Genomic DNA, 25,928 nt, shown 5'->3' with positions numbered 1-25,928 from the left:
TTTCGGAGCAGCCTACCGGGGGTTACGGCCCTGGCCACCCCGTTATGTGGCTCCGGCCACTGCCCCGGCGTGGGTTCGTGGGAAAATCTCCAACCGTGCAGGCGAGCAGCCAAACCGTTCGGAAACCGGACCAAGCGGCCCCTGGCCTGCTGCTGGACCTGGAAGAGCGGATCTGGAGACGCCGGGCGCTCCTGCTGCCCGCCGCCGTCTACCTCGGTGTCCGGGCTCTCGGTGTTGTGGTGCTCACGGTGTTCGCCGCGCTGCACGAAACGAGCCTGCTGTCTAGGATCGCCGCCTGGGACGGCGAGTGGTACCTGAAGATCGCCGCGTCCGGCTACGAACTCGGGCCGGTTCCCGATGCGCTCGGGCACCCCAATCCGCACACGCCGCGGGCCTTCTTCCCGGCGTACCCGTTCCTGATCCGGATCCTGGCGCCCGCGTTCGGGTTTCCCGCGGCGGCGCTGGTCGTGTCGCTGGTCGCCGGGCTCGCCGCCGCCTACGGCCTGGCACGGCTGGGCCGTCTCGTGCGCGGCGGCTCGCGCCGGGCCGGCTACCTCCTGGTCGCCCTGTTCGCGGCGACGCCGATGAGCGTGGTGCTGACCATGGCCTACACGGAGGCGCTGTTCTGCGCGCTGGCCGTGTGGACGCTGGTCGCGGTGCTGGAACGGCGGTGGGAGTTCGCCGGGGTGTGCTGCCTGGCCGCCGGGCTGGTGCGGTCGACGGCGCTGGCGCTGGTCGTCGCGGTGGTCGTGGCGGCTCTGTGCGCGCTGGCCCGGCGGTTGGACGGCGGCCGTCCGTTGGTGGCGCTGGCGCTGGCGCCGGCGGGGTTGTTCGGTTACCTGTGGTGGACCGGTCTGCGGGTGCGGCCGGAGTCCGGTTTCGAGGCGCAGCTGAGCACGTGGTCCGACCTGGAGTGGCAGGGGTGGCGGACGCGGTTCGACGGCGGGGTGTCGACGATCCGGTTCGTGGCCGAGGTGGTGACGCGCAGCGACTCGGCGATGAGCGTGCTGACGGTGGCGGTGATCTTCGGTGCGCTGGCCGGTTTGGCGTTGCTGGCGCGGCGCGAGACGGTGCTGGTGGTGTACGCGGCCGGGGTGGCGGTGATGGTCCTCGGATCGAGCAGCCTGATGCACGCGAAGCCGCGGTTGTTGTTGCCGGCGTTCACGTTGCTGGTCCCGGCGGCGCTGGCACTGGCGAAGCGCCGGACGGCCACGGTGTGGTGGGTGTGCTCCGGCGTGGCGCTGGCGAGCGCGTGGTTCGGCGCGTACGCGCTGACGGTCTGGAAGTATGCGATCTGATGGACAAGCGAGCCGATTCCAGCGTGCCCCTGACCGACGTCATCGCGCGGCGGTGGAGTCCGCGGGCGCTCGACGAGACGCGCGAGGTGAGCTGGGGTCAGCTGCGCGCGCTGCTGGAGGCCGCGCGGTGGGCGCCGTCCTTCGGGAACACCCAGCCGGCGCGCTTTCTGGCCGGCCGGCGGGGTGACGCGACCTTCCGGCAGATCCTCGGCACGCTCACCGAGCGGAACCAGGCCTGGGCGCACCGCGCGGGCGCGCTGCTGATCGGGATCATGGTGTCCCGCAACGAAAAGGGCCCGATCCCCTACGCCGAGTACGGGCTCGGCCTCGCCGCGCAGAACCTCGTGCTCCAGGCCGTCGCGGAGGGGCTCGTCGCGCACCAGATGGCCGGGTTCGACGCCGACGCCGTCCGCGAGCGGTTCGCGGTGCCCGGCGACGCCGTCCCCCGGGTCGCGATCGCCGTCGGGCACGCCGGTGATCCCGCTGTGCTCGAGGTGGACAAGCTCATCGAACGCGAACGGGCACCCCGGAAGCGGCTGCCGCTGGGCGAGCTCGCCTACACCGGCGAGTGGGGCGCGCCCGCGTTCTAGGCCGGGTACGACCGGAGCCGGCCGAGCGGCGACGAGTGCGGCGCGATGCCCATCTCCTTCATCCGCGCGTGGTAGATCCGCTCGTACCGGCGGGCTTCGCCGAGACGCCCGGCGTCGCGCAGCGTGGCGATCAGCATCAGGTACGCCTCCTCGTCGTAGACGTCCTTCGCCAGCAGCCGCAGCGTGTACCGCACCGCTCCGTCGACGTCCCCGGCCTGCCGCAATCGGGAGGCGAGCGCGCGAAGCACCGCGAAGTGCGTCGCCCGGACCTCCTCCGCCAGCAGCGGCGCCCACTCCTGGTACGGCTCGTCCTCCAGGACCTCCCCGGTGCAGGCGGCCGCCGCCGCGGTCAGCCGGGCCGTCGCGTCGGCCTGTCCGGCGCGGTCGGCCCGCGCCGCCTCCTCCGCCCCGGTGAGGAACTCCTCGAGGTCGACCCGCACCCGGGACCGGTCGAGCCACACCGCGCCGCCGTCGCTCGCCAGCGGGCCGCCGGCCGACTGGCCCTGCCGCAACACGTCCCGGACCAGGGACAACAGGACCGACAACCGGTTGCCCGCCTTCACCGGGTCGGCCTCCGGCCACAGCAGCTCCATCAGCTGTTCGCGCGGCACCGGGCGGCGGCGGGTGACCAGGATCTTCAGCAGATCCCGCGCCTTGCGCGACTGCCAGGCCGTCTTCGGCACCGGCGTGCCGTCCACCACCACCTGGAAGGCGCCGAGGGCGCGGATGAACACCGCCGGCCCGGACGGGCGCGAAGCCGCCAGCGGTCCCGCCGCCCGGCGCCCCCCGATGTCGACGCCCGCCGCCCGCAGGGTTTCCTCGGCCAGGCACACGTCGGCGTCCGGCACCGGGGCCCCGACGCGCGCGGCCACCACCCGCGTCACCGCCTCCTCCAGGCGGCACCCGTGCTCGTGCCAGAGGTCCACCGCCTCGTCCAGCAGGTCCGCCCGGGCGGCCGGGTCCGCGGACGCGAGCACGCCGAGCGTGATCGCCTCGGCCAGCCCGGGGCCGTCCCGCCGGAGCCGCGCGGCCTTGGCCGCCCGCGACGCGTCGGCGGCGGCCCGCTCCCGGTCCTGGGCCAGGAGCGCGACCCAGCCGCTCGTCAGCCGTGCCGGGATCTCCAGCAGCCCTTCGCGCATCCCGAGAGCGCGGTCCGCGAGGGTGCGGGCCGCGGCGAGGTCGTCGGCGGCGCGGACGCGGGCGAGCCCGATCAACGCGTGCCCCAGGGCGAACAGGTCGTGGTGCGGTTGCGCCACCACGAGCGCTTCCTCGTAGTCCGCGGTGGCGCGGACCAGCTGCCCGCGCGTGCGGTGCAGGTCGCCGAGCACACACAGCGGCCAGGCCAGGAACCGGGAACCCAGGCGCTGGAAGGTGTCCACGGCCGTGCCGAGGTCGGCCGCCGCCTCGTCCAGGGCGCCGAGGCTGAGGTACGCCCGCGCGCGGACGGTGTGCGCGTGCCCGGTGAGGAACGGGCACCCGCACTGCTCGCTCGTCCGCAGCGCCAGTTTGGCCTCGGCGAGCGCCTGCCGCGGTGACCCCATGTCGCACGCGTGGAAGGCGTGGCAGACCCGGATCCAGCCGACCTGCAGGAGATCGCCGGCCGCCTGCGCGCTGTGCAACGCGTTGAGGCACTGCACGTCGGCCTCGCGGCGGTCCGGCTCGGCGGCCGCGAGCATCGCCAGCACCTGGTGGATCGCCGCCCGCGCGCCGGGGGTGCCCGACCGAACGGCCGCGGCTTCCGCCCGCGCCATCGCCTGCCTCGCCCGAGCGGTCTCGCCGACCATCCGGCACGTCGTCGCCAGCAGGGCCAGTGCCCTGGCCTCGTCCTGGGTGTCCTCGTCGCCCAGCCGGGTCCGGCCCAGCACGTCGAGTGTGTTGCCGAACTCGCCCTGGGTGAAGGCGAGCATGCCGATGCGCCAGCCGAGCGCGGCGTCGAGTTCCTCGTGGAACCGGCTCGCGCGGCGGAAACTCTCCATGGCCGCCGCCCAGTGGCCCGCGGTCCGCTGCGCCTCACCGACCACCTGGTGGATGCGGGGGTCGTCGAGGAACTCGGTGGGCAGCCCGGCGGCCTCCAGTACCGCGTCGCCGTGGCCGCTCACCACCAGGGCGTCGCCGTGCTCGACCAGCAACGCGGCACAGGCGGAGTGGGCGCCCGCCGACGCGAGGTGCCGCAGCGCGTCGGCGGGCGCCCCCTCGCTGAGGTAGCGCCGCCCGGCTTCGAGGTGCAGCTCGACGCGTTCCCGTGTGGAGAGCACGGCCTCGTGGGAGAAGTAGTGCGCCAGGGGACGGATCAGCGACCAGCGGAGCGCGTCGCCCACGGCGCGCGCCACCAGCCCGCGCCGGGTCAGCTCGGTCAGCAGGCGTTCCTGCTCCGGCCCCGGAGTGCGGATCTCGCCGAGGACGGCGAGCCGGCGCAGCGTCGCGCGGGCGGCCGGCGACTCCTGGCCGAGCACCTCCTCGGTGAGGAACCCGTGGAACCGCTCGCCGGGCGCGGTCAGCCGCCGCAGCACCGCGGCACGCTGACCGGGCGCGACGTCGCGCATCATCTCCACCACCGCCCGCACCGCGACCGGCCAGCCCGCGGTGCACTGGTGGATCAGGGCGGCCAGCCCGGGCGGATCGTCCCCCACGGTCGCCTGGACCAGCGCGTGGATCTCGGCCGGGCGGACGGCCAGGTGCGTCGCGTCGATCTCCGCCACCATCCCCCGGCCGCGGAGCCGGGCGAGCGAGAACGGCAGTTCCGCGCGCGACAACAGCAACACGTGCAACCAGTCCGGCGCGTTCTGGCAAATCGTTTCGAGAACCGCGACGGAATCGTTTTCCGCACTCACCGCCTGAACGTCGTCGACGACCAGGAACAGCTCCCCGGCGCCCGGACGCCGCAACCGCGCCGGGTCCCCGGCGATCGGGCGGAGCAACCGGTCGTGCTCCCCGGCCCCGACCCACACCGCCTGCCGGGACTCCGCCCACTCCGCCACGGCGCTGGTCTTTCCCCAGCCGGCGGCGCCGGTCACGACCACCACTCGCCGGGTCGATGCCTCATCGAGCAGCCCACGCGCCCGGCCGGGTCTCCCCCCTGCTGTCACGGCTGGTCCTCCCTCTGCCCGGCCACGAACCACCGCCGAATTCGCCAGGATCACATCCGTGGAATTCTCCGGATAATCCGAGATCGAAAACGAATGGCGCCGGACGATTCTATTCTCCGGAGCGGGCCGGGATCAAATCGACGAGCGATTTTCTCGCCCGGCGCCCGGGTGGAAATACACTCGCAGGGCGCACCCGGTTTTCAATTCACCGGGACCGGCGGCTCGGCGTGCCAGTACCCGAGCAGTTCCCGGTACAGCGGCGAGACCGACCGCAGCGCCACCGGATCGCCGGCGACCGCCTCGGTCCCGTCGAGAACCAGAACCCGCTTGGCGCGCAAGGCGGAACTCACCCGGTGCGCGATGACCACCACCGTGCCGCCGCGGGCCGCGAACGCCTCTTCGGCACGCCGCTCGGCGACCGGGTCCAGGTGGCAGGTCGCCTCGTCGAGGATCACGACAGGCGCGTCGGAAAGGTACGCGCGAACGAGGGCGATCAACTGCCGTTCCCCGGCCGACAACTCGGCGGGAACCAATCCGGCCGGGTATCCGCCGAGGCGGGTCACCAGATTTTCCGCGCCGACTTCCGCCACCGCCCGGTTCACCTGGGACTCCTCGGCCGACGGGCGCAAATAGACCAGGTTGTCCCACACCGTGCCGCTGAACACGTACGCCTCCTGCGGGATCAGCACCCGCAGTCGGGCCAGCCGGGCCGGGGGCAGGCCGGTGACGGGCACGCCGCCGACCCGGATCGAACCGGAACCGGGCCGCAGCAGGCCGCACACGAGGCCGGCCAGGGTGGACTTGCCGATGCCGCTCGGCCCGACGATCGCCAGGTGGTCCCCCTCGGGCACGGTCAGGTCGAGGCCGTCGAGCACCGGCTCGGCGTGCGGCCCGTAGGCGAACGTGACGCCGTCGAGGGTGATGTCGTGCCCGGACGGCGTGCCGGAGCCGAGCGGGGCGGGTCGCTCGGGCGGCGCGGTGGCGTCGAGGATGCGGCCCAGCGTCACCACGAACTGCAGCCCGCTGCTGCCGACGCCGGTGACCAGCGTCTGCAGGGCCGGGTTGAGGCCCATCAGGATGTAGGTCAGGCCGCCCATGATCGCGCCGGCGGTGAGCCCGCGGCCCACCAGCCACGGCGCGGCGAGCAACAGGACGACCAACGGCAGCCACACCCCGACCGCGAAGCAGAGCGTGCGCAGCACCGCGACCCAGGCGAGCGCGCGCTCGGCGGCCGCTTGGTCTTCGACCTGCTCCGCGGCCAGCGCGGCCGCGTGCCCCTCGGTGCCCGTCGCGACCACGTCCCGGGTGGCGGACAGCACGGCGTTCGCCGTGTCGCCCACCCGCTCCTCGGCCAGCACGGTCGCCCGCTCCCGCGCGGCGGCCAGCCCCAGGGTGGCGACGAACGCGCCGAACCCCAGCGCGAACGGCGGCAGGATCAGCGCCACGATCACCGGATCGATGGACAGCAGTCCCAGCACGACGCCGGCCACGGTGACCGCGAACCCCCGGGTCACCACGATGAGCCCGGCGAAGGAGTCGCGCACGATCTCCACCTGACGCGTCACCCGCGCCAGCGCCCCGTCGTCCCGGCGGCCGGCCACGGCGTGGGCCAGCGCTCCGCCGACCACCCGGCGGAGGAGGTCGTCGCGGAACGGTTCGACCAGATCGCCCAGCCTGCGGAACACCTGGCGCGATCCCCACGCCCCGAGGCAGGCCGCGAGCAGGAACGCGCCCAGCCAGGCCAGCCCGGTCCAGGGCCGCCCCGCGAGGAACCCGTCGTCCATCGCCTTCGCGATGGCCAGTCCGGAGAGCGCCGTGGGCAGCGCCTCCGGGATCGACCACGCGAGGAGCGCGAGCAGGGGCCGGCGGCGCAGCGCCCGGATCCCGAACCGGATCTCCCGCTTCATCCGAACGCCTCCCGGTAGCCCGCGTCCTGCCAGAGCCGGTGGTGGGGCGCGACGGCCCGCACGCGGCCACCGTCGAGCCACACCACGCAATCGGCCCGGGCGGCGGTCGACACGCGGTGGGTGACGATCAGGCGGGTGCGGCCGCCGTCGCCGGTCAGGGTGCGGCTGATCTGCATCTCGGTGACCATGTCGAGGCTGGACGTCGCGTCGTCCAGCACGAGCAGTCGCCGCGCGTGCCAGGCCCGGGCCAGGCCGAGGCGCTGGGCCTCGCCACCGGACATCGGCGCGTCGGCCAGCGGGGTGTCGTAGCCCTCCGGATAGCGGCTCACGAACTCGTGCGCGTGGGTGGCCCGGGCGGCGGTCAACAGCTCCGCCCGGTCCCGTCCCGGCCCGATCGCGTCCCCCACGGTCGCCCCGACCAGCACCGGGCGCTCGAACGCGGCGCACACCGCCGTGCGCAACGCCGCGTGGCTCAGCTCCCCCAGGGGAACGCCGTCGAGCCGCACCTCTCCCTCGTCCGGGTCGCGCAGGCGCGCGGCGAGCGCCGCGAGCACGGACTTGCCGGCGCCGGAGCGGCCAACCACCGCCACGGTCGCGCCGCCGGGCACGGTCAGGTCGACGTCGTCGAGCAGGGTGGTCCCGTCCGACCGGACGGTGACGTGGCGGAACTCCAGCCGGCCGGTGCCCTCGGGCAACCCGCGCGAGCCGTGACCGACCGCGGGCACGGTGAGCACCTCGGCGGCGCGGGCGGCGCCGTCGGCCGCCCTGGCGAGCTGGCCGAACACCCCGGCGAGCCCGCCGAGCCCCGCGCCGAGCACCGCGTACCGGCTGGCCGCGAACAGGTCCCCGGCGGTGATCCGGCCGTCCACCAGCGCGAGCCCGCCGACCGCGAGGACGGCGACCAGGACGAGCGGGCCCGCGACGGCGCCCTGGGCGGCGGCGCGGGACAGCACCTGCCAGGTCTGCCTGCCGTGGCCGTGGAGTTCGGGAAGCGGTTCGAGCACCCGGCTCTCCTCCCGCCCGGCCGTGCCGGCGGCCGCGATGGTCCGCGCACCCGCCAGCGACTCCGCGAGCCGGGCCGCGATCCGGCCCTGCGTCCGCTGGTAGGCGGTGAAGACGGCGGTGCTGCGGATGGTGAACGCGCGCAGCACCGCGGCGACCACCGCGAGCCCGGCGACGAACGCGACCGCCAGCCACGGATCGATGACGACCAGCAGCACCAGGCTCCCGGCCGGCGGCAGCACGGCGGCGACCACGGTCACCACGGCGGGCCCGGCCTGGGCGGCGTCGACGGCGTTGCCGGAGATCCGGCTCACCAGGTCACCGGTGTCGAAGCGGCGGGCGCGGTCCGGCCCCATCCGGAGAACCTGCCGCACCAGGCGGTTCCGCAGCCACGCGGTCGTGCTCGCGACGCAGGCGATGCCCGCGGAGGCGTCGATCAGGTCGGCGAGGATGCCCACCACGACCAGGGCGGCCGCCAGCACCAGCCAGCGGCCGCTGTCGTCCCCGGCCACGATCGCGTCGACCGCGCGCCCGAGCACGGCCGGCAGCGCCAGCGTGCTCAGGGTGCCGGCCAGCGCGGCGAAACCGATCACCGGCAGCCATGCGCCCCCTCGCCGCACGATCGCACCGAAGGTCGTGGACACGTAGTCTCCTCCTCAAGGCCGCGGTCCCGGACGAACGCCAGTCGTCCGGGACCGCGGCTGCACCCGGGGTCAGTGGCAGATCAGGACGCTCAGGCCACTGGTGCCGCCACAGAGGGTGACGCTCAGGTTGCTCGGGCAGCTCTTGCCGCTCGCGCTGCTGCCGCCACCGCCGTGCTCCGGGGCCGCGCTTTCCATGCCTTGCAGATCGAGAAGGGCCATTTCTCCTCCTTGGAGAGTGGGTTGGACGGGGATCACCCTGCCGCGCCGACTGCCGGCGCGGAGGTCTGCGGGGCCCGGGCGGGCGCGAGCAGCGGCAGGTGGACCGGCGGATCGGCCAGCACCGAGCCCAGCGCCAGGAGCACCCCGGCGGTGCCGGTGGCGAGGTCCATCGACAGGCGCAGCAGTCCGGTGCCGGGGAAGGCCGTGCCGCCGCCGAAGGGCAGCGCGTGCCAGGCCAGCGCGCGCACCTGCCGGGCGACCGACGGGTCGCGCGGCGGGTCGGGCGAGCGCCCGGCGAGGTAGAGCAGGATCCCGGCGCGACCGGAGAACAGGCCGGGCAGGATGTACATCGGCGACTGGGCGGCCAGCCGGATGCGGCGGTTCGCCTCGGCGAACTCGGCGTCGTCCCGGCGCGCGAGGAACTCGTCGAGGACCAGGCCGATGCCGACGCTGCCGACGTCGAGGTAGGGCATCGTGCGCCAGCCCTCGTCGACCTCCATCGCGCCGCTGTCGCGGACGACGCACTGCCTCAGGTCCTGCCGGAGCGCGATCGCGGCGCGGTCGAGCAGGCCGGTGTCCCCGGTGTCGTCGTAGGCCCGCAGGAGCAGCAGCGCCTTGCCCGCGCCGCCGCGCATCAGGCCGGCGAAGGAGCCGTCCCGGCCGCTGACCCGCGGACCGTCGACACCGTCGCCGACCCGGTCGGCGACCAGTTCCACCGCCCGGTGCGCGGCCTGCCGCAGGGTGGGGTCGCCGGTGCGGCCGGCGAAGTGCAGGAGGTTCAGGCCGGCTCCGGCCAGCCCGCCGCCCAGGTCCGGGCCGAGTGCGGCCCAGTTCTCGCGCAGGCAGATGTCCAGGACGTCCAGCGCCTCCTGCCGGTACCCGAGGTGGTCCAGGGCGAAGGCGGCGCCGTGCAGCCCGTCGAACAGGCCGAGCCGGGTGCCGCTCGCCGGGTTGGTCGCCCGGTCGACGAGCCACTTCGCGAAGGCGGGGCTGGGGTCCGCGCCGGTGGCGGACAGCGCGTAGAGCACCCCGGCGGCGCCGTGGGCCAGGCCGATGCCGCCCGTGGCGAACTGCTCGGGATCGCCGGGGAAGAGCCGGTCGTCGCGCTCGGGGGTCGCGCTCGCCACGATCGCGCGGGCCAGGTCGTCGCGCAGCCGCGGCCAGCCCGCCGGGTCCGGTTCGATCCGCGGGTGCGGCAGGTGCGGGGTCCCCGGTGGCACGATCACGTCGACCGCCTCGGTGAGGTGGTGCCGCGGCACCGGGAAGTGCTCGGCGATGATCTCCGCGAACTGCCGCGCCTTCACCCGGTGCAGGCCGAACAGGTAGGTCATCGGCAGGAACAGCGCCAGCCGCAGGCACGCGAGCGCGTAGCGGTCGATGTCGAATCCGGTGACGCTGCGCGGCGCGGCGAACCCCTGGTTGCCCAGGCCCGGCCGGACCGCGTCCTCGACCGGGGCGGCCACCTCGAAGTCGAGCAGCCGGATCGTGTCGTCCGCCCGCACCATGACGTTGAACAGGTGCAGATCGCCGTAGACGATCCCGCGCTCGTGCACCGCGCGCATCGTCTCCTCGATCTGCCGCTGGATCCCCATCGCCCAGTCGGTGAACGCGCGGTAGTCCGCGGGTCCGGCGCTCGGGTCGATGAGCGGGTACCGCCGGACGATCGCCTTGCCCAGCACGTCGCCCTCGACGTACTCCATCACCAGGAACCGGTGCTCACCGAGCCAGAACAGGTCGTGCACCGCGGGGATCCCGGGGATGCCGGCCAGCCGCCGCAGGACGTCGTGCTCGTGCTCGACGCGCCGCACCGCGTCGTTGCCCCACGCGTCGAGTCCCGCGTGCGGGCGGCCCTCCTTGAGGACCACCTGGGCGCCGATGCGGTTGTCCCGGCCGACGTAGATCCCGCCGCCGTTGGAGAAGTGCACGACCCGCTCGATCGTGTAGGGCAGGCCGGCGACGGTGACCGCGTTGCGGGCTTCCAGGTGCGGGGCGAGGAATTCGGGGAGCGTCACCCACGGCGGCACGTGGAACACCGGTCCGCGCCGGTCCGGGACCAGACGGCCGTCGGCGTCCGCGATCGCCGGCACCACATCGCCGTTGTCGGTGACCATGTACCGGTTGACGAACGCGCCGTAGCGCACGAACAGCGGGCCGCGCCCCCAGCGCAGGTCGCTCAGGATGTAGGGATTCGGTTCGCCGTCGAGCGTCTCGCCGAGTTCACGCAGGATCGTCTCGCACGCGCCGAGATCCGGCGGGTAGATCGTCACCAGCTTGCCGCTGTAGCCGCGGGGCGCGTACTTCGAGACCCGGGCGGTCAGCGCGGCCGGCGAGCGCAGGAACTTGAACTCGATCCGCCGCGGCACGCAGTAGTCCCACACCGCGTCGAGGATCTTCCCTGCGTTTCCCGGTGTGGCGGAGACGTGGATCTTCCACCCCTGGGCGGGCAGGTCGGTGGCGCCCGGGTCGAGCACGAACCAGTCGTCCTGCTCGTACCGGCGCCAGCCGTCGGGCAGGGCCCGGTACGCGGTGGCGAAGGACGGGCCGGCGGTGCGCTCGGAGTGCATGGCGTCGTAGAACGACGAGTCGGCCATGCAGAATCGCTCGTACTCGTCCATGCCACCTCGCTTGGTCGCCACGGCATCGCCGGGCACAAGCTAGGTGGCAGGTCTTCCGGTGGCCTTAACCTCCGCTTAGGGTCGGCTTCGGCTCAACCCGAACGAAATTCACACCGAGCTGCCGCCGAGGCGGCGGACGATCCGGGTGACGATGGACGAGACCACGAGCCAGAAGATCGCCGCGATGCCGTAGTTGATCAGGACGCGCAGCTTCTCGTCGGTGGGCTCGAACAGGTCCTTGAAGCCCAGCGCCAGACCGTCGGACCAGTCGCGGACGAACGAGACGATCCCGTTGTCCGGGTTGGCGCCGCCGACCACGAAGATCACGTGCAGCACCAGGATGAGCGCGAAGATCAGGCCGACCCAGCGGACGATCCCCGCGATGAGCCCCACGGTCTGGTCCTTCACGCGCCCCCACGGCACCTGCCGCTTGGGGCGCGGCGGCGCGTCTTCGTCGACGTCGCTCTTGCGCTTCTCGGCGTGCTCGGCCATGCCGCAGAGTTTCCCACGCCCGGCCGCACTTGGCTACCTGCCAGTAACCGAGGGGGTATCGACCGGGTCACTTTTCAACATCATCACAACCGGGCTACAGTGGATCCGTGGCGCGTGCTCTCCTGCTTCGCTGCCGCGACGGGGCCTGATCCGGACCGGCCCCCCGTCGCGGGGCTTCGTCACGCCGCCGGTCGCCCGATCACCCGGCAGGAGAGTTTCCCAGCAATGACCAGCTCCGATTCCACCGTGAGCCGCATCCGCAAGCCTTCGCGTCCCGCCCCCGCCGACCAGCCCGCGTGGAACCCGCAGCGCGGCAGTTCCATGCCGGTGCACCGCTACCAGCCCTGGTACAAGCTGGTGGAGAACATCGAGCTGCCCGACCGCACCTGGCCGGACAAGCGCATCGAGCGCGCCCCGCTGTGGTGCGCGGTGGACCTGCGCGACGGCAACCAGGCCCTGATCGACCCCATGTCGCCCGCCCGCAAGCGCAAGTTCTTCGAGCTGCTCGTACGCATGGGCTACAAGGAGATCGAGGTCGGGTTCCCGGCGGCGAGCCAGACCGACTTCGACTTCGTCCGCGAGATCATCGAGGACGGCGCGATCCCCGAGGACGTGCGCATCCAAGTGCTGACCCAGTGCCGTCCCGAGCTGATCGAGCGCACCTTCCAGTCGCTGGAGGGCGCGCCGCAGGCGATCGTGCACATCTACAACTCGACCTCGATCCTGCAGCGCCGCGTGGTGTTCCGCGAAGAGCGCGAGGGCATCAAGAAGATCGCGCTGCAGGCCGCCGACCTGGTGGTGGAGTACGCGCAGAAGTACTCCGACACCGACTTCCGCTTCCAGTACTCGCCGGAGTCCTACACCGGCACCGAGCTGTCCTACGCGGCCGAGGTGTGCAACGTGGTCACCGACATCTGGCAGCCGACCCCGGAGCGGCCGGTCATCCTGAACCTGCCGGCCACCGTGGAGATGGCGACGCCGAACGTCTACGCCGACTCGATCGAGTGGATGGGCCGCAACCTGGACCGCCGCGACGCGGTGATCCTGTCGCTGCACCCGCACAACGACCGCGGCACCGGCATCGCCGCCGCCGAGCTGGGCTACCAGGCCGGGGCGGACCGCATCGAGGGCTGCCTGTTCGGCAACGGTGAGCGGACCGGCAACGTGGACCTGGTCGCGCTGGGCATGAACATGTTCAGCCAGGGCATCGACCCGCAGATCGACTTCTCCGACATCGACGAGATCAAGCGCACGGTCGAGTACTGCAACCAGCTGCCCGTGCACGAGCGCACCCCGTGGGGCGGTGACCTGGTGTTCACCGCGTTCTCCGGCAGCCACCAGGACGCGATCAACAAGGGCTTCGACGCGCTGCACCGCGCCGCGGAGAAGGCCGGGGTGCCGGTGGACGAGTTCCCGTGGGAGGTGCCGTACCTGCCCATCGACCCGAAGGACGTCGGCCGCAGCTACGAGGCGGTCATCCGGGTCAACTCGCAGTCGGGCAAGGGCGGCGTCGCCTACATCATGAAGACCGAGCACCAGCTCGACCTGCCGCGCCGACTGCAGATCGAGTTCTCGCAGGTCATCCAGCGCTACACGGACAGCGAGGGCGGCGAGGTCGACCCGCGCACGATGTGGGACGCGTTCGCGAAGGAGTACCTGGAGCCGCAGTCGCCGCTGCAGCTGATCAGCCAGCACGTCACCGCGAACGGCGACTACCAGCTGCGCGCGACGGTGCGGGTGGACGGCGAGGAGCAGGAGATCACCGGCTCCGGAAACGGCCCGATCGCCGCGTTCTTCGACGCGCTGTCCACCGTCGGGTACGACCTGAGGCTGCTGGACTACAGCGAACACACCCTCACCCCGGGCGACGACGCCCGCGCGGCCTCGTACATCGAATGCGCCATCGGGGACAAGGTGTTCTGGGGCATCGGCATCGACCCGTCCATCGTGACGGCGTCGCTGCGGGCGGTCGTCTCCGCGGTGAACCGAGCCCACCGCTGACGCGAAGGCCGGCCGCTCCCCCGGAGCGGCCGGCCTTCTGCGTTCAGTTCGCCGCGGCGGAGAACATTCCCGGCTGGTACGAGCCGCCCTGGTTGCGGACGATCACGTTCATCCGGTTGGCCGCGTTGATCACCGCGACCAGGGTGACGAGCGCGGCGGTCTGGTCGTCGTCGTAGTGCTTGCGCACCTGCGCCCACGTCTCGTCCGACACGCCCTGGTGCGCGTCGGCCAGGCGGGTGCCCTCCTCGGCCAGCGCCAGCGCCGCCCGCTCGGCCTCGGTGAACACCGTCGCCTCGCGCCAGACCGCGACCAGGTTGAGCCGCGTCGCGGTCTCCCCGGCGGCCGCGGCCTCCTTGGTGTGCATGTCGACGCACGGCGCGCACCCGTTGATCTGGCTGGCCCGCAACGACACCAGCTCCTGCGTGGACTGCGGCAACTCCGTCGAGTGCAGCACCGCAGCCACCCCCGCGAACCGCTTCGCCAGCTTCACGCCGGTCTCGTTGGCCATCAGGTTGAACCGGGTTTCCATCACTTCGTCCTCCTCGTGGTCGCTCCTGCTTCGACCACAAGGCACCGGCCACGCCCCGGATGTGACAGTGACGGTCGTCACGTAGTCACCGCGGCCGCCTCGGCGTGCAGCAGCTCCAGCACCGTGGCGACCGGCGGGCGCGTCCCGGCGCCGGTGCGCAGGACGGCCTCGATCAGCCGCGCCGCGCGGATGCCGGCCAGCGGCCGCCGCACGATCCGCCGCGACCACGTCCCGGCCAGCGTGTAGCGCGGCAGCAACGCGATGCCGTGTCCGGCCGCGACCAGCGCCTCGGTGATCCGGAAGTCGTTGATCCGCTGCTTGACCCGCGGCCGCACCCCCGTGCGCACCGCCAGCGACCGCAGCACGTCGTCGACCGGGAAGCCGACGTCCACCGAGATCCACTGCTCCCCGGCCAGCTCGGTGAGGTCCACGCGGCGGCGCCGGGCGAGCCGGTGGCCGAGCGGCAGCGCGACGTCCAACGGCTCACGCAGCAGGTGCACCACGTCGAGCCGGGCGGACGGGAACGGTTCCGCGTGCTCGTCCCGGTGGGTGACGACGATGTCGAAGTCGGCGACCAGCTCCGGCACCTCGGCCGGCGTCATGTCGACGTCGCGCACCTCCACGTCCAGGCCCTCGACCTCGGCGAACCGGTGCAGCAGCCCGGGCAGCAGCATCAGCGCGGCGGACGGGAAGATCGCCACCCGCACCCGGCCGCGCGGCAGGCTGCGGAACACGTCCATCTCGGCCTCGGCGCGGTCCATCGCGGCGATGACCTCGTCCGCGCGCACCACCAGCGCCCGGCCCGCATCGGTGAGCCGCAGCCCGCGCCCGGCCGGCTCGGTGAGCACCAGCCCGACCTCCGCCTGCAGCGCCCGGAGCTGCTGCGACACCGCCGACGGCGTGCAGTGCAGCGCCTTCGCCGCGGCCGTCACGCTGCCGCGATCGGCGAACTCGCGCAGCACCCGAAGCCGCCCGACATCCATGAAGCAACACTACACAGTAGATGCAAACAATCTCGATTGTCCTTCAAAGTTGTGGCAGGCAAGCTGGGTGAGTGCCTACTCGCGACCGTCTCCTCGCCCTGTTCGTCGTCGTCCTGTGGGGCCTCAACTTCATCGCGATGCACCCGATGCTCGACCACTTCCCGCCGCTCTTCGCGGGGGCGCTGCGCTTCGCGGTGATCGCGGTCCCGACGATCCTGTTCATCCCGCGGCCGAAGGTGAAGCTGCGCTGGCTGATCGGCTTCGGGCTCGGGTTCGGCACCGGGCAGTTCGCGTTCCTGTTCCTCGCGCTGACCCACGGCATGCCCACCGGCCTGGCGTCGCTGGTGTTGCAGGCCTCGGCGCCGTTCACCGTCCTGCTCGGCGGGATCTTCCTGCGCGAACCGCTGTCCGCCCGCCAGCTGACCGGCATCCTGGCCGCGGTCGCCGGCATGGGCGTGATCGCCTGGCACCGCGCGGAGAACGCCGTGCTCATGCCGGTCGTGCTCACCCTGCTCGGCGCGCTGTGCTGGGCCGCGGGCAACCTCTGCTCCCGCCAAGCCAGGCCGGAGAACCCGATCCACTTCACGCTGTGGATGTCGGTGATCCCGCCGATCCCGATGTTCGCCCTGTCCACGATCTTCGAGGGCCCGGCCGTGCAGTGGCACTCGCTGGCGACGCTCGGCACCGGCGAGGGCCTGCTCGGCCTGGCCGGGTTCAGCTACGTCGTGCTGGTCGGCACGGTCCTCGGGTCGAGCGTCTGGACCGTGCTCATGCGCCGCAACCCGGCCAACGTGGTCGCGCCGTTCTCACTGCTCGTGCCGGTCGTCGGGATGTCCGCGGCGTTCTTCGTGCTCGACGAGACCCCGGCGCTGGTCGAGGTGCTGGCCGGCCTGGTCGTGGTGGCCGGTGTGCTGTTCGGCTCGCTGCCCAGACGTCAGCGCTCGGCCGAGGCGCTGCTCGTCTCCTCGTGACGGCGGCCCATCCGCTTCTTGATCACCAGGCTGATGACCACGCCCAGCACGACGGCGATCGCCAGCCCGAGGTAGGAGAACCGGGACAGCCACTTCTCCGCGACCACGCCGAGCGAGTACACCAGCGCCGTCGTGCCGCCCGCCCAGACGATCCCGCCGAGCGCGTTGGCGAGCAGGAACCGCGGGTAGTGCATGTGCAGCGACCCGGCGAGCGGACCGCACAGAATGCGCAGAATAGCGACGAAACGGCCGAAGAAAACCGCCCACATCCCCCGTTTCCGGAACATTCGCTCAGCGGCGGCCACATGCGACGGACCGAAATGCCGGGGGAATTTCCGCCCGGCCCAGTCGAACAGGCGACGGCCGCCCTTCCGCCCGATGAGGTAACCGATGCTGTCCCCGGCGATGGCGCCCCCGCTGCCGAGGGCACCGATCAGCCAGGGGTTCAGGCCGTCGTGGTGCGAGGCCAGGAGAGCCGCGCTGACCAGCACGATCTCTCCTGGCAACGGGATGCCCAGGCTTTCGCAGCCGATCACCAGCCCGACCGCGAGGTAGACGGCCAGCGGCGGAATGGTCTCCAGCCACGCGTCGATGTGCACGAAAAAAGCCCCCTCGGGTACCCCGGCGGAATTGCCGCCAGGGTACCCCCGGTCAGGGCTCCAGCATTTCGGCCACGGAAGCGGCCTGCGGAACCGCAGCATCGGGTGATGTTCGCGCCGCGACCAATTCCGGTTTCACCTCGTGCGGCGTGATCCGGCCGGCCTGGATGTCCTCCGCCCAGTGGCAGGCGACCCGGTGCCCGGCGCCGAGTTCCCGCAGCGCGGGCCGCTCGGTGTCGCACTTGGTCTCCTGCCGCCACGGGCAGCGGGTGTGGAACCGGCAGCCCGACGGCGGATTGGCGGGCGAGGGCAGGTCTCCGGCCAGCAGGATCTGCTCCCGGCTGTCCTCGACCACCGGGTCCGGCACCGGGATCGCCGACAGCAACGCCCGCGTGTACGGGTGCAGCGGCTCGGCGTACAGGGTCTCCGAGTCGGTCTCCTCGACCAGCGAGCCCAGGTACATCACGCCGATCCGGTCGGAGATGTGCCGGACGACCGCCAGGTCGTGGGCGATCACCAGGTAGGTCAGGCCCAGCGAGTCCTGCAGCTCCTCCAGCAGGTTGATCACCTGCGCCTGCACGGACACGTCCAGCGCGGACACCGGCTCGTCGGCGACGATCAGGTCCGGCTCCACCGCCAGCGCCCGCGCGATGCCGATGCGCTGGCGCTGCCCGCCGGAGAACTCGTGCGGGTACTTCCGCAGCGAACTCTCCGGCAGGCCGACCGCGTTGAGCAGCTCACGCAACCGCTTGCGCGTGCTGTCCCGGTCCCGGTCCAGGCCGTGCGCCCGCATGCCCTCGATGAGGATCGACTCGACCGACTGCCGCGGGTCGAGGCTGGACAGCGGGTCCTGGAACACCATCTGCATCCGCCGCCGCATCTTCCGCAGCGACTCGCCCTTGAGCGTGGACAGGTCGGTGCCGTCGAACACGGCGCGCCCACCGGTCGGCTCCACCAGCCGCAGCAGGCTGCGGCCCAGCGTCGTCTTGCCGCAGCCGGACTCGCCGACCAGGCCGTAGGTCTCGCCGCGCTGGATCTCCAGGTCGACCCCGTCGACGGCGTAGACGTGCCCGACCGTGCGGTCCAGCACCAGACCCCGCTTGATCGGGAAGTGCACCTGCAGGCCTTCCACGCGCACCAGCGGTTCGGACATCAACGCACCCCCTCGCCCGCCGGGACCGGACGGCCCACCGGATTGTGGCACCGCAACATCCCGTCCGCGTCGGGTTCGAGCTCCGGCGTGACCTCCCGGCACAGGTCGAGCGCGTTCGGGCAGCGGGGCGCGAACGCGCACCCCTGCGACCACGGGATGTTGTCGGCGACCGACCCCTTGATCGGCACCAGCTTCTCGCCGCGCGGCGCGTCCAGCCGCGGGATCGACGCGAGCAGCCCGTGCGTGTAGGGGTGCCGGGCGGAGGCGAACAACGCGTGCCGCTCCGCCCGCTCGACCACCCGGCCGCCGTACATGACGTTGACCTCGTCGCACAGCCCGGCGACCACGCCGAGGTCGTGCGTGATCATGATCAGCGCGGTGCCGGTGTCGCGCACCAGTTCGGACAGCAGCGCCAGGATCTGCGCCTGGATCGTCACGTCCAGCGCGGTGGTCGGCTCGTCGGCGATCAGCAGCCGCGGACGGCAGGCCAGCGCGATCGCGATGAGCGCGCGCTGGCGCATCCCGCCGGAGAGCTGGTGCGGGTACTCCGACAGCCGCCGGTTCGGGTCCGGGATGCCGACGCGGTCCAGCAGGTCCGCGGCCTCGACCCGGGCCTGCTTGCGGTCCATCTTGCGGTGCCGTTCCAGCACCTCGGTGATCTGCAGACCGATCGGGATCACCGGGTTCAGCGACGACAGCGGGTCCTGGAACACCATGCCGAGGTCGCGGCCGCGCCGGTCGCGCAGCTGCCGGTCGGACAGCCGCAACAGGTCCGTGTCCTCGAACCGGACCTCGCCGGTCACCTTCGCGCCGCGTTTGGGCAGCAGGCCCATGATCGCCAGCGCGGTCACCGACTTGCCGCTGCCGGACTCGCCGACCAGGCCGACCGTGCGGCCCGGCTCGACGTCGAAACTGACCCCGTCCACCGCGGTGAACGGCCGGGTTCCCTTGCGGGAGAAGACGACCGACAGGTCGCGTACTTGCAGGAGACTCAACGCGCTACCGCCTGTTCTTCGGGTCGAGCGCCTCGCGCAGCGACTCGCCGAGCAGCGTGAACCCCAGCGCCACCACCACGATCGCGATGGCCGGGTAGAACGCCAGGCTCGGCTTGACGTCCAGCAGGTTCTGGGCCTGGGCCAGCATCAGCCCCCACTCGGCACGGCTGGGATCGTTGTCCCCCAGGCCGAGGAACGACAGCGCCGCCACGTCGATGATCGACGTCGCCAGCGTCAGCGTGGCCTGCACGACCACCGGCCCGAGCGCGTTCGGCAGCATGTGCCGGAACACGATCGTGCTGCGCCGGACACCCAGCGCGGTCGCCGCCAGCACGTGGTCGCTGGATCTCTGCGACAGCATCGCCCCGCGCAGCAGCCGCGCGAAGACCGGCACGCTCACCACCGCGACCGCGATGATGACCGTCCACTGTGTCCCTTGCGAGAACAACGCGGCCACCGAGATCGCCAGCAGCAGCGAGGGGATCGCGAGCAGGATGTCGGTGAACCGCATCAGCAGCGTGTCCACCCAGCCGCCCAGCGCGCCGGCCAGCCCGCCGATGACCATGCCGACCGCCAGCCCGATCAGGGTCGCGACGACACCGACGATCAGCGTCTGCTGCGCGCCGACCAGCAGGCGGGAGAAGAAGTCGTACCCGCGGTGGTCGCTGCCGAGCACGAACCCGTCCATCGGGCCGGGGATGAAGTCCGGCCGCAGGTTCAGGCGCAGCTCGTCGTAGGGGATGTAGGGGTTCTTCGGCGCCAGGAACGGGGACAGGATCGCCAGCAGCACGAACAGGACCGTGATGACCGCACCGGTGATCGCCACCGGGCTGCGCGACATCCGCCGGACCGCGTCCTTGGCGAGGCTGGTGCCCCCGGATTCGGCCAGGTCGTCGAGGCGTTCGGCCTTGCGCCGCAACATGGAGGTCATCGCACCCGCACCCTCGGATCGATGATCGCATACGAGATGTCGACCAGGAGGTTCACGATGACGTACACCGCGGCGGCCAGCAGCAGCAACGCCTGCAGCCGCGGGTAGTCGCGGCGTTCGATGCCCTGCGCCAGCAGCGCGCCCACGCCGTTCCAGTTGAACACCTTCTCGGTGAGCACGGCCCCGGCGAGCAGCAGACCGGTCTGCAGACCGATCGTCGTCGACACCGGCAGGAGCGCGTTGCGCAGCACGTGCCGCTGGCGGATCGTCGCCGTGGTCAGGCCCTTGGACTCCGCGGTGCGCACGAAGTCCTCCTGCTGCACGTCCAGCACCGAGGCGCGGGTGATCCGCACGATCACCGCGAACGGGATGCTGGCCAGCGCGATCGCGGGCAGGATCAGGTGCTTGATCGCGTCCCAGGTGGCGTCCAGCTCACCGGTGAGCAGCCCGTCCAGGGTGAAGAACCCGGTGATGTGCGTGGCGTCGATGGTGACGTCCTGGCGCCCGGACGGCGGCAGGATGCCCAGCTTCTGCGCGAACACGTACTTGAGCAGCACACCGAAGAAGAACACCGGCACCGCGACACCGACCAGCGTGGTGAGGACGGTGGCGTTGTCCAGCAACCGGCCCCGGTGACGCGCGGCGAGGTAGCCCATCGGAATACCGAACCCGACCGCGAGGACCAGCGCGGCCAGCGACAGTTCGACGGTCGCGGGGAAGGCACGGGCGATCTCGGCGAGCACGGTGTCGCCGCTGATCAGGGACGAGCCGAAGTCACCGGTGAGAACGCGGCCGAGGAACTTGAAGTACTGGACGAAGATCGGTTGATCCAGGCCCAGCACGGAGTTCAGGGACGCGATCTTCTCCGGCGTCGCCTTGTCGCCGAGCAACGCGGTGGCGGGGCCACCGGGCAGCAGGCGGAGCCAGGCGAAGACCAGGATGGAGAGCACGAGGAGCGTCGGGATCGCTTGCAGCAACCGACGAATCACGAATCGGAGCATGTGATTGCCTCAGCACCGCGCCACGGCGGGAAAGCGCGGCGCGCTTCCCCGCCGTCGGCAGCGGAACTCAGCCCTTGGTGACCGTGTAGAAGCGCTCGTCGGTCAGCGGGGTCGGGATCAGGCCCTGGACGTCGGACCGGACCACGATCGCCGGCGGGGACGACGAGATCGGGATCGCCGGGACGTACTGCGAGATCAGCACACCGGCGCTCTCGTAGGCCGCCTTCTTGGTCTCCGGCGTCGTCTGGGCGTCGGCGTGGGACAGCGCGTCGAAGATCTGCGGGTTGTCGAACCCGAACTCCGGCTTGGTGCGCCCGAAGAACGTGCCGACGAAGTTGCCCGCGTCGGCGTAGTCACCGGTCCAGCCGAGCAGGTGCAGGTCGTGCTTGCCCGCCTTCTGCACGGAGTCCTTGTACCCGCCGTTCCACGGCTCCTGCACCACGTTGACCTTGATGCCGGCCGCCTTCAGGTCGTCGGTGATCGCCGCGGCGATGTCCACCGGGTTCGGCATGTAGGGCCGGGTGACCTCGGTCGGGACGTAGAAGTTCAGCGTCAGGTCGGTCGCGCCGGCCTCGGCCAGCAGCTGCCGGGCGGTGTCGACGTTGTAGCTGTGCTTCTCCACCGCGGTGGTGTAGCCGGGCACGTTGTTCGGCAGGAACTGGTCCTGCGCGTAGGCACCCTGCGGCAGCCGGTTCCGGACCAGCTGGTCCTTGTTGATCGCGAACTCGATCGCCTTGCGGACCCGCACGTCCTGCAGCTTCGGGTTGTTCTTCTGGTTGAGGCCCAGGTACAGGATGTTGAACGCGGGCCGGATCAGGACCTGGTCACCGGCCTGCTTGAGCGAGTTGTAGTCCGCCGGGCTCGGGTAGTCGTAGCCGTCGATGGTGCCGGCCGCGAGCTCCTGCTTGCGGGCGTTCTCGTCCGGGATGATCTTGAAGATCAGCTTGGCTGTCTTGGCCTTTTCGCCCCAGTAGTCCTCGTTGCGGACCAGGGTGATCGTGTTGTTGGCCTTGTCGAAGCTCTCGAACTTGTACGGCCCGGTGCCGGTCGGGTGAGCGGTGGCGTACTCGGAGTAGGTGAACGCCTCCCCGCTCTGCGTGACGGTGTCGGCGTTGTACTTCTTCAGCGCGTCCGGGCTGGACATGGACAGCGAGGTCAGGCCGAACGCGTCCGGGAAGGCGCCCTTGGCCTTGTTGAGGTTGAGGACGGCGGTGTGCTCGTCCTTGGCCTCGCAGTTCTTGTAGACCGGGTCGCCGCTGATGTCGCCCTCGTTGGTGGCGAAGCCCTCGAAGACGTCGCCGTAGTAGATCATCTGGCTCTGGGCGGCGGCGCCCTTCATGTTGTACCAGCGGTCGAAGTTGAAGCAGACCGCCGCGGCGTTGAAGGGGGTGCCGTCGTGGAACTTGACGCCCTGGCGCAGGGTGAACGTCCAGGTCGTGTTGTTGTTGCTGGGCGTCCAGGCGGTGGCCAGGCCGCCCTGCAGCTCGGTGGTGCCCGGCTTGTAGGTGACCAGGGTGTCGTACATCTGGCGCGCGGGGCGGAAACTCTCGCCGTCGTCGTTGAAGAGCGGATCGAAGTTCTTCGGGGCACCGGCCGCGCCGAAGATGAAGGTGTCGCTGGCGCTGTCACCCGAGCCGCGCTCGGAAGCGCAGGCTGCTGTCGTGACCGCGAGGGCGCCGGCAAGCCCGATCAGGGCTATGCGGCGCAACCCAACTGCCCGCGTGGGGAGCATGGTGGCACTCCTAGGAGAAAGTTCGGGTACGTGATCGACGACCCTAGTCCGCATGGTGGGATTTCGTTAAGCGCGTGAGGTTACGATCGCGCTACGTAAGACCGGACGGACGCTCACATTTGGCTTACGAGGTTACGTTCAGTGGTCACTTTGCGTGAGAGCGGACGAAAGTACTAGGCCGTTCGGGTGTACGTGTTCGGAAGTAAGGTCAACGGCGAACCAACCACACTCGAACTTCTGCCACGCGGTCAGCGGGCCGCGGATGCCCTCCCCGTCCCGGGAGACTGCCCGTTCGAGCCGAGTTTCCGGGTCCGGTCCGGGGACCCAGCACAGGGCGGACAGGCGGGGCCGGATCGAGGCACGGCCGGCGGACACGCCCTCCAGGACGACTACGTCGACCGGGTGAACCGCGCGGACCGGTCCGGGGCGCGGCTCGCCGGTGGTCCAGTCCAGTGGTCGGTAGGTGGCGGGGCGGCCCGCGGCGAGCGGATCGAGGACCTCGGCGACGAGCCGCGGCCACCAGGCGACCGGGTCGTCCCAGGTGGCGTAGTGGTCGGTGGCGACGAGCGCGGTTTTCGCGCCGCGCGCGCGGAAGGTTTCGACGAGTTTCCCGGCGAAGGTGGTCTTGCCGGCGCCGGAGGGGCCGTCGACGGCGACCAGCCGGACCCGCCCGTAGCGGGGCGGGCCGGCCAGTACGTCGTCGACCAGCGTCAAAGGGCGCGGCGGCCGGAGAGGGCGCGGCCGAGGGTCAGCTCGTCGGCGAATTCGAGGTCGCCGCCCATGGGCAGGCCGGACGCCAGCCGGGTGACGGTCAGGCCGGGGAAGTCCCGCAGCATCCGCACCAGGTAGGTCGCGGTGGCCTCGCCCTCGGTGTTCGGGTCGGTCGCGATGATCACCTCGGTGACCTGTTCCGCGCCGAGCCGGGCCAGCAGCTCGCGGATGCGCAGCTGGTCCGGGCCGATGCCGGACAGCGGGTCGAGCGCGCCGCCCAGCACGTGGTAGCGGCCCTTGAACTCGCGGGTGCGCTCGACCGCGAGCACGTCCTTGGGTTCCTCGACCACGCAGATCAGCGACGTGTCGCGCCGGGCGTCCCGGCAGATGCGGCACTGCTGCTGTTCGGAGACGTTGCCGCAGATCTCGCAGAACTGCACGCCCTCGCGGACCTTGCCGAGCACGTCCTGCAGCCGGGCGATGTCCGCCGGGTCGGCGGCGAGCAGGTGGAACGCGATCCGCTGCGCGCTCTTCGGACCGATGCCGGGCAGGTGTCCCAGCTCGTCGATCAGGTCCTGGACTACCCCTTCGTACAACGGGGCCCGCTACTTCAGGCCGGGCAGACCGAGTCCGCCGAGGTCGGGCATGCCGCCACCGCCGCCGAGGGCGCCGGCGACCGGGCCGAGCTTCTCCTCGGTGAGCTTCTGCGCGCTGCTCATCGCGTCGCGCACCGCGGCGACCACCAGGTCGGCGAGCGTCTCGGTGTCCTCCGGGTCAACCGCCTTGGGGTCGATCTGCAGGGACTTCAGCTCCATGCCGCCGGTGACGGTCGCCTTGACCAGGCCGCCGCCGGACGTGCCGGTCACCTCGGTGCGGGCGAGCTCCTCCTGCGCGGCGACGAGCTGCTGCTGCATCTGCTGCGCCTGCTGCAGGATGGCCTGCATGTCGGGCATTCCACCGCCGGGTTGCACCATGATCCCCGTTTCGTCGTCCTGTCCTGTGGGTCCCAGCGTAGCTCGGCCGGCTGTGGGACCGTGTTCGCCGTGCGCAGTCTGGTGGGGTTGGTGCTGAGCGGGGTGCTGCTGGTCGCGGGGTGCTCGTCGCCCGCGCCGGTGCCGTCCGGGGTGGCCCGGGTGTCGTCCGGTGCTTCGCCGGCGTCGTCGTCGGCCGCGCGTGAGCCGGTGGCGGTGGTGCTGGACCCCGGGCACAACGGCGGCAACGCGCGGCGGCCGGACGTGATCAACGCGCCGGTGCCGGCCGGACGCGGCAGGACGAAACCGTGCAACACGACGGGCACCGCGACCGACCGGGGGTATGCGGAGCACGCGTTCAACTGGGATGTCGCGCAGCGGGTGGGTTCGCTGTTGACGGCGCGGGGGGTGCGGGTGATCTACACGCGCCCGGACGATTCCGGGGTCGGCCCGTGCGTGGACGAACGAGCGGCGGTCGGCAACCGCGCCGGCGCGGCCGCGGTGGTGTCGATCCACGCGGACGGCTCGACGGTGGCCGGGGCCCGGGGGTTCCACGTCGCGTACTCGAGCCCACCGCTGAACGAGGCGCAGGGCGGGCCGTCGGTGGCGCTGGCGGAGGCCGTGCGCGCGGGACTGTCGTCGGGCGGTTTCCCGGTGTCGAACTACCTGGGCGCGGAGGGCTTGGCACCTCGCGACGACCTCGCCGGGTTGAACCTCTCGGAGCGGCCGGCGGTCCTGGTGGAGTGCGGAAACATGCGAAACCCGGCGGAGGCCGCTGTGTTGTCCAGTGTGGACGGCCGACAGCGGTACGCGGCGGGAATCGCCGCCGGGGTGGTGTCGTTCCTGAGGCAGCACGGAGGTTTCTGACCGCACCCCCAAACGCAGAACTCACGCCCCCAAGCGCAGAACTCACGCCCCCGAGGGTGGGACTCGCCCGCCCGAGCGTGGAACTCGCGGGGCGCGCGAGTCCCACCTTCCCGCGCGCGAGTCCCACGCTCCGGTGCGCGAGTCCCACGCTCCGGTGCGCGAGTTCCACGTTCCGGTGCGCGAGTTCTGCGCTCGCGCTGTCCAGTTCCACTCCACTGCGCCGCGTTCGGCGCGGTGGCGGGGATCTTCGTACTGGGCGGAGGTGCGTTGCCGGGCGGTCAGTCGATCGGCTGGGCGCCCAGGTGCTCGGCCAGCAGGCGGCGCGCCAGCTCCCCGCGCACATCAGCTCGGACTCCAACGTCCCGCCCAGCAGGCGGGCCCACCAGCTCCCCAGCTCACCGCGCGCATCAGCCCATCGGCTCGGGCTCCAACACCCGCCAGCAGGCAGCCAGCTCCCCGCGCCGGGCGGTCAGTCGATCGGCTGGGCGCCCAGGTGCTCGGCCAGCAGGCGGCGCGCCAGCTCCTCCGGGTCGTTCTGCGGGGCGGGCGCGCTGTCCGGCACGGGGCCGCCCGCCTCGGCCATCATGGCTTCCTCGTCGTCCGGCTCGGGCGGGAGGGGGATGTCGTCGGC

At 71.9% G+C, this 25,928-nt stretch carries 22 protein-coding genes; 5 read left to right on the top strand and 17 right to left on the bottom strand.

Annotation, left to right across the window (positions count from 1 at the left end; translation table 11 throughout):
• Nucleotides 1–95 precede the first annotated feature (95 nt).
• Both D0D15_RS23200 and D0D15_RS23195 read left to right on the top strand, forming a co-directional pair.
• Nucleotides 96–1,298, top strand: coding sequence for a hypothetical protein (locus D0D15_RS23200; RefSeq protein ID WP_094006309.1), 1,203 nt, complete (start codon nucleotides 96–98; stop codon nucleotides 1,296–1,298).
• Complete coding sequence (locus D0D15_RS23195) at nucleotides 1,298–1,888, top strand: nitroreductase family protein (protein ID WP_094006310.1); 591 nt, start codon at nucleotides 1,298–1,300, stop codon at nucleotides 1,886–1,888. The genes D0D15_RS23200 and D0D15_RS23195 overlap by 1 nt, the downstream gene beginning before the upstream one ends.
• Here the strand turns inward: D0D15_RS23195 and D0D15_RS23190 are convergent.
• From D0D15_RS23190 to D0D15_RS23165, 6 genes are all read right to left on the bottom strand, one after another.
• Nucleotides 1,885–4,902 carry an AfsR/SARP family transcriptional regulator gene (locus D0D15_RS23190; RefSeq protein ID WP_162830647.1) on the bottom strand — a complete coding sequence of 1,006 codons (3,018 nt, stop codon included), beginning with the start codon at nucleotides 4,900–4,902 and terminating at the stop codon, nucleotides 1,885–1,887. The two genes, D0D15_RS23195 and D0D15_RS23190, sit on opposite strands and share 4 nt — an antisense overlap.
• Nucleotides 4,903–5,174: 272 nt before the next feature.
• Nucleotides 5,175–6,881, bottom strand: a complete 1,707-nt coding sequence (locus D0D15_RS23185; protein WP_094006312.1) for an ABC transporter ATP-binding protein — start codon at nucleotides 6,879–6,881, stop codon at nucleotides 5,175–5,177.
• Nucleotides 6,878–8,527: an ABC transporter ATP-binding protein gene (locus D0D15_RS23180; protein ID WP_115944729.1), complete on the bottom strand. Its 1,650-nt coding sequence runs from the start codon at nucleotides 8,525–8,527 to the stop codon at nucleotides 6,878–6,880. Before D0D15_RS23180 ends, D0D15_RS23185 begins: the two co-directional genes overlap by 4 nt.
• A 69-nt stretch (nucleotides 8,528–8,596) precedes the next feature.
• Complete coding sequence (locus D0D15_RS23175; RefSeq protein WP_094006314.1) at nucleotides 8,597–8,746, bottom strand: SapB/AmfS family lanthipeptide; 150 nt, start codon at nucleotides 8,744–8,746, stop codon at nucleotides 8,597–8,599.
• A 32-nt stretch (nucleotides 8,747–8,778) separates the two neighbouring features.
• Entirely contained in the window at nucleotides 8,779–11,361 is a 2,583-nt protein-coding gene (gene lanKC / locus D0D15_RS23170) for a class III lanthionine synthetase LanKC (protein ID WP_094006315.1), read from the bottom strand.
• 108 nt (nucleotides 11,362–11,469) lie between these two features.
• A complete protein-coding gene (locus D0D15_RS23165) occupies nucleotides 11,470–11,853 on the bottom strand; it encodes a hypothetical protein (RefSeq protein WP_094006316.1) in 384 nt (127 codons plus the stop codon).
• Between the two features lie 225 nt (nucleotides 11,854–12,078).
• On the opposite strand from D0D15_RS23165, the gene leuA reads away from it, so the two are divergent.
• Entirely contained in the window at nucleotides 12,079–13,854 is a 1,776-nt protein-coding gene (gene leuA, locus D0D15_RS23160) for a 2-isopropylmalate synthase (RefSeq protein ID WP_094006317.1), read from the top strand.
• Nucleotides 13,855–13,897: 43 nt separating this feature from the next.
• Here the strand turns inward: leuA and D0D15_RS23155 are convergent, their stop codons facing one another.
• Entirely contained in the window at nucleotides 13,898–14,383 is a 486-nt protein-coding gene (locus D0D15_RS23155; RefSeq protein WP_094006318.1) for a carboxymuconolactone decarboxylase family protein, read from the bottom strand.
• Between the two features lie 77 nt (nucleotides 14,384–14,460).
• Nucleotides 14,461–15,366, bottom strand: a complete 906-nt coding sequence (locus D0D15_RS23150; protein ID WP_094006319.1) for a LysR family transcriptional regulator — start codon at nucleotides 15,364–15,366, stop codon at nucleotides 14,461–14,463.
• Nucleotides 15,367–15,437: 71 nt separating this feature from the next.
• Here D0D15_RS23150 and D0D15_RS23145 point away from each other — a divergent pair, with 71 nt between their 5' ends.
• The gene (locus D0D15_RS23145; RefSeq protein ID WP_094006320.1) at nucleotides 15,438–16,337 is read left to right on the top strand and encodes an EamA family transporter; all 900 of its coding nucleotides are present in this window, start codon (nucleotides 15,438–15,440) and stop codon (nucleotides 16,335–16,337) included.
• On the opposite strand, the gene D0D15_RS23140 is transcribed toward D0D15_RS23145, so the two are convergent.
• The 9 genes from D0D15_RS23140 to D0D15_RS23100 all read right to left on the bottom strand — a co-directional run bounded on the left by D0D15_RS23140 (nucleotide 16,301) and on the right by D0D15_RS23100 (nucleotide 24,433).
• A complete protein-coding gene (locus D0D15_RS23140) occupies nucleotides 16,301–16,936 on the bottom strand; it encodes a DedA family protein (RefSeq protein WP_094006321.1) in 636 nt (211 codons plus the stop codon). The two genes, D0D15_RS23145 and D0D15_RS23140, sit on opposite strands and share 37 nt — an antisense overlap.
• Before the next feature lie 52 nt (nucleotides 16,937–16,988).
• Complete coding sequence (locus D0D15_RS23135) at nucleotides 16,989–18,089, bottom strand: ABC transporter ATP-binding protein (RefSeq protein WP_094006322.1); 1,101 nt, start codon at nucleotides 18,087–18,089, stop codon at nucleotides 16,989–16,991.
• Entirely contained in the window at nucleotides 18,089–19,084 is a 996-nt protein-coding gene (locus D0D15_RS23130) for an ABC transporter ATP-binding protein (RefSeq protein ID WP_094006323.1), read from the bottom strand. The genes D0D15_RS23135 and D0D15_RS23130 overlap by 1 nt, the downstream gene beginning before the upstream one ends.
• A 4-nt stretch (nucleotides 19,085–19,088) precedes the next feature.
• Nucleotides 19,089–20,015, bottom strand: a complete 927-nt coding sequence (locus D0D15_RS23125; protein ID WP_094006324.1) for an ABC transporter permease — start codon at nucleotides 20,013–20,015, stop codon at nucleotides 19,089–19,091.
• Nucleotides 20,012–21,016 (bottom strand): ABC transporter permease, encoded by a 1,005-nt coding sequence (locus D0D15_RS23120; RefSeq protein WP_094006325.1) that lies wholly within the window; start codon nucleotides 21,014–21,016, stop codon nucleotides 20,012–20,014. The genes D0D15_RS23125 and D0D15_RS23120 overlap by 4 nt, the downstream gene beginning before the upstream one ends.
• A 67-nt stretch (nucleotides 21,017–21,083) precedes the next feature.
• Complete coding sequence (locus tag D0D15_RS23115) at nucleotides 21,084–22,748, bottom strand: ABC transporter substrate-binding protein (protein ID WP_198958264.1); 1,665 nt, start codon at nucleotides 22,746–22,748, stop codon at nucleotides 21,084–21,086.
• Nucleotides 22,749–22,886: 138 nt separating this feature from the next.
• A complete protein-coding gene (locus tag D0D15_RS23110) occupies nucleotides 22,887–23,456 on the bottom strand; it encodes a uridine kinase family protein (protein WP_094006437.1) in 570 nt (189 codons plus the stop codon).
• Nucleotides 23,457–23,458: 2 nt separating this feature from the next.
• Complete coding sequence (gene recR / locus D0D15_RS23105; protein WP_017985548.1) at nucleotides 23,459–24,055, bottom strand: recombination mediator RecR; 597 nt, start codon at nucleotides 24,053–24,055, stop codon at nucleotides 23,459–23,461.
• Nucleotides 24,056–24,064: 9 nt separating this feature from the next.
• Complete coding sequence (locus D0D15_RS23100) at nucleotides 24,065–24,433, bottom strand: YbaB/EbfC family nucleoid-associated protein (RefSeq protein WP_026153601.1); 369 nt, start codon at nucleotides 24,431–24,433, stop codon at nucleotides 24,065–24,067.
• A gap of 60 nt (nucleotides 24,434–24,493) precedes the next feature.
• Between D0D15_RS23100 and D0D15_RS23095 the strand changes: the two genes are divergently transcribed.
• A complete protein-coding gene (locus D0D15_RS23095; RefSeq protein ID WP_094006327.1) occupies nucleotides 24,494–25,297 on the top strand; it encodes an N-acetylmuramoyl-L-alanine amidase in 804 nt (267 codons plus the stop codon).
• The last annotated feature ends 631 nt before the right edge of the window (nucleotides 25,298–25,928 follow it).

It is taken from the genome of Amycolatopsis thermalba (genome assembly GCF_003385215.1).
Lineage (GTDB): Bacteria > Actinomycetota > Actinomycetes > Mycobacteriales > Pseudonocardiaceae > Amycolatopsis_E > Amycolatopsis_E thermalba.
Note: the sequence above shows the minus strand (reverse complement) of the source record. Positions and strands in the feature narration are given on the sequence as shown.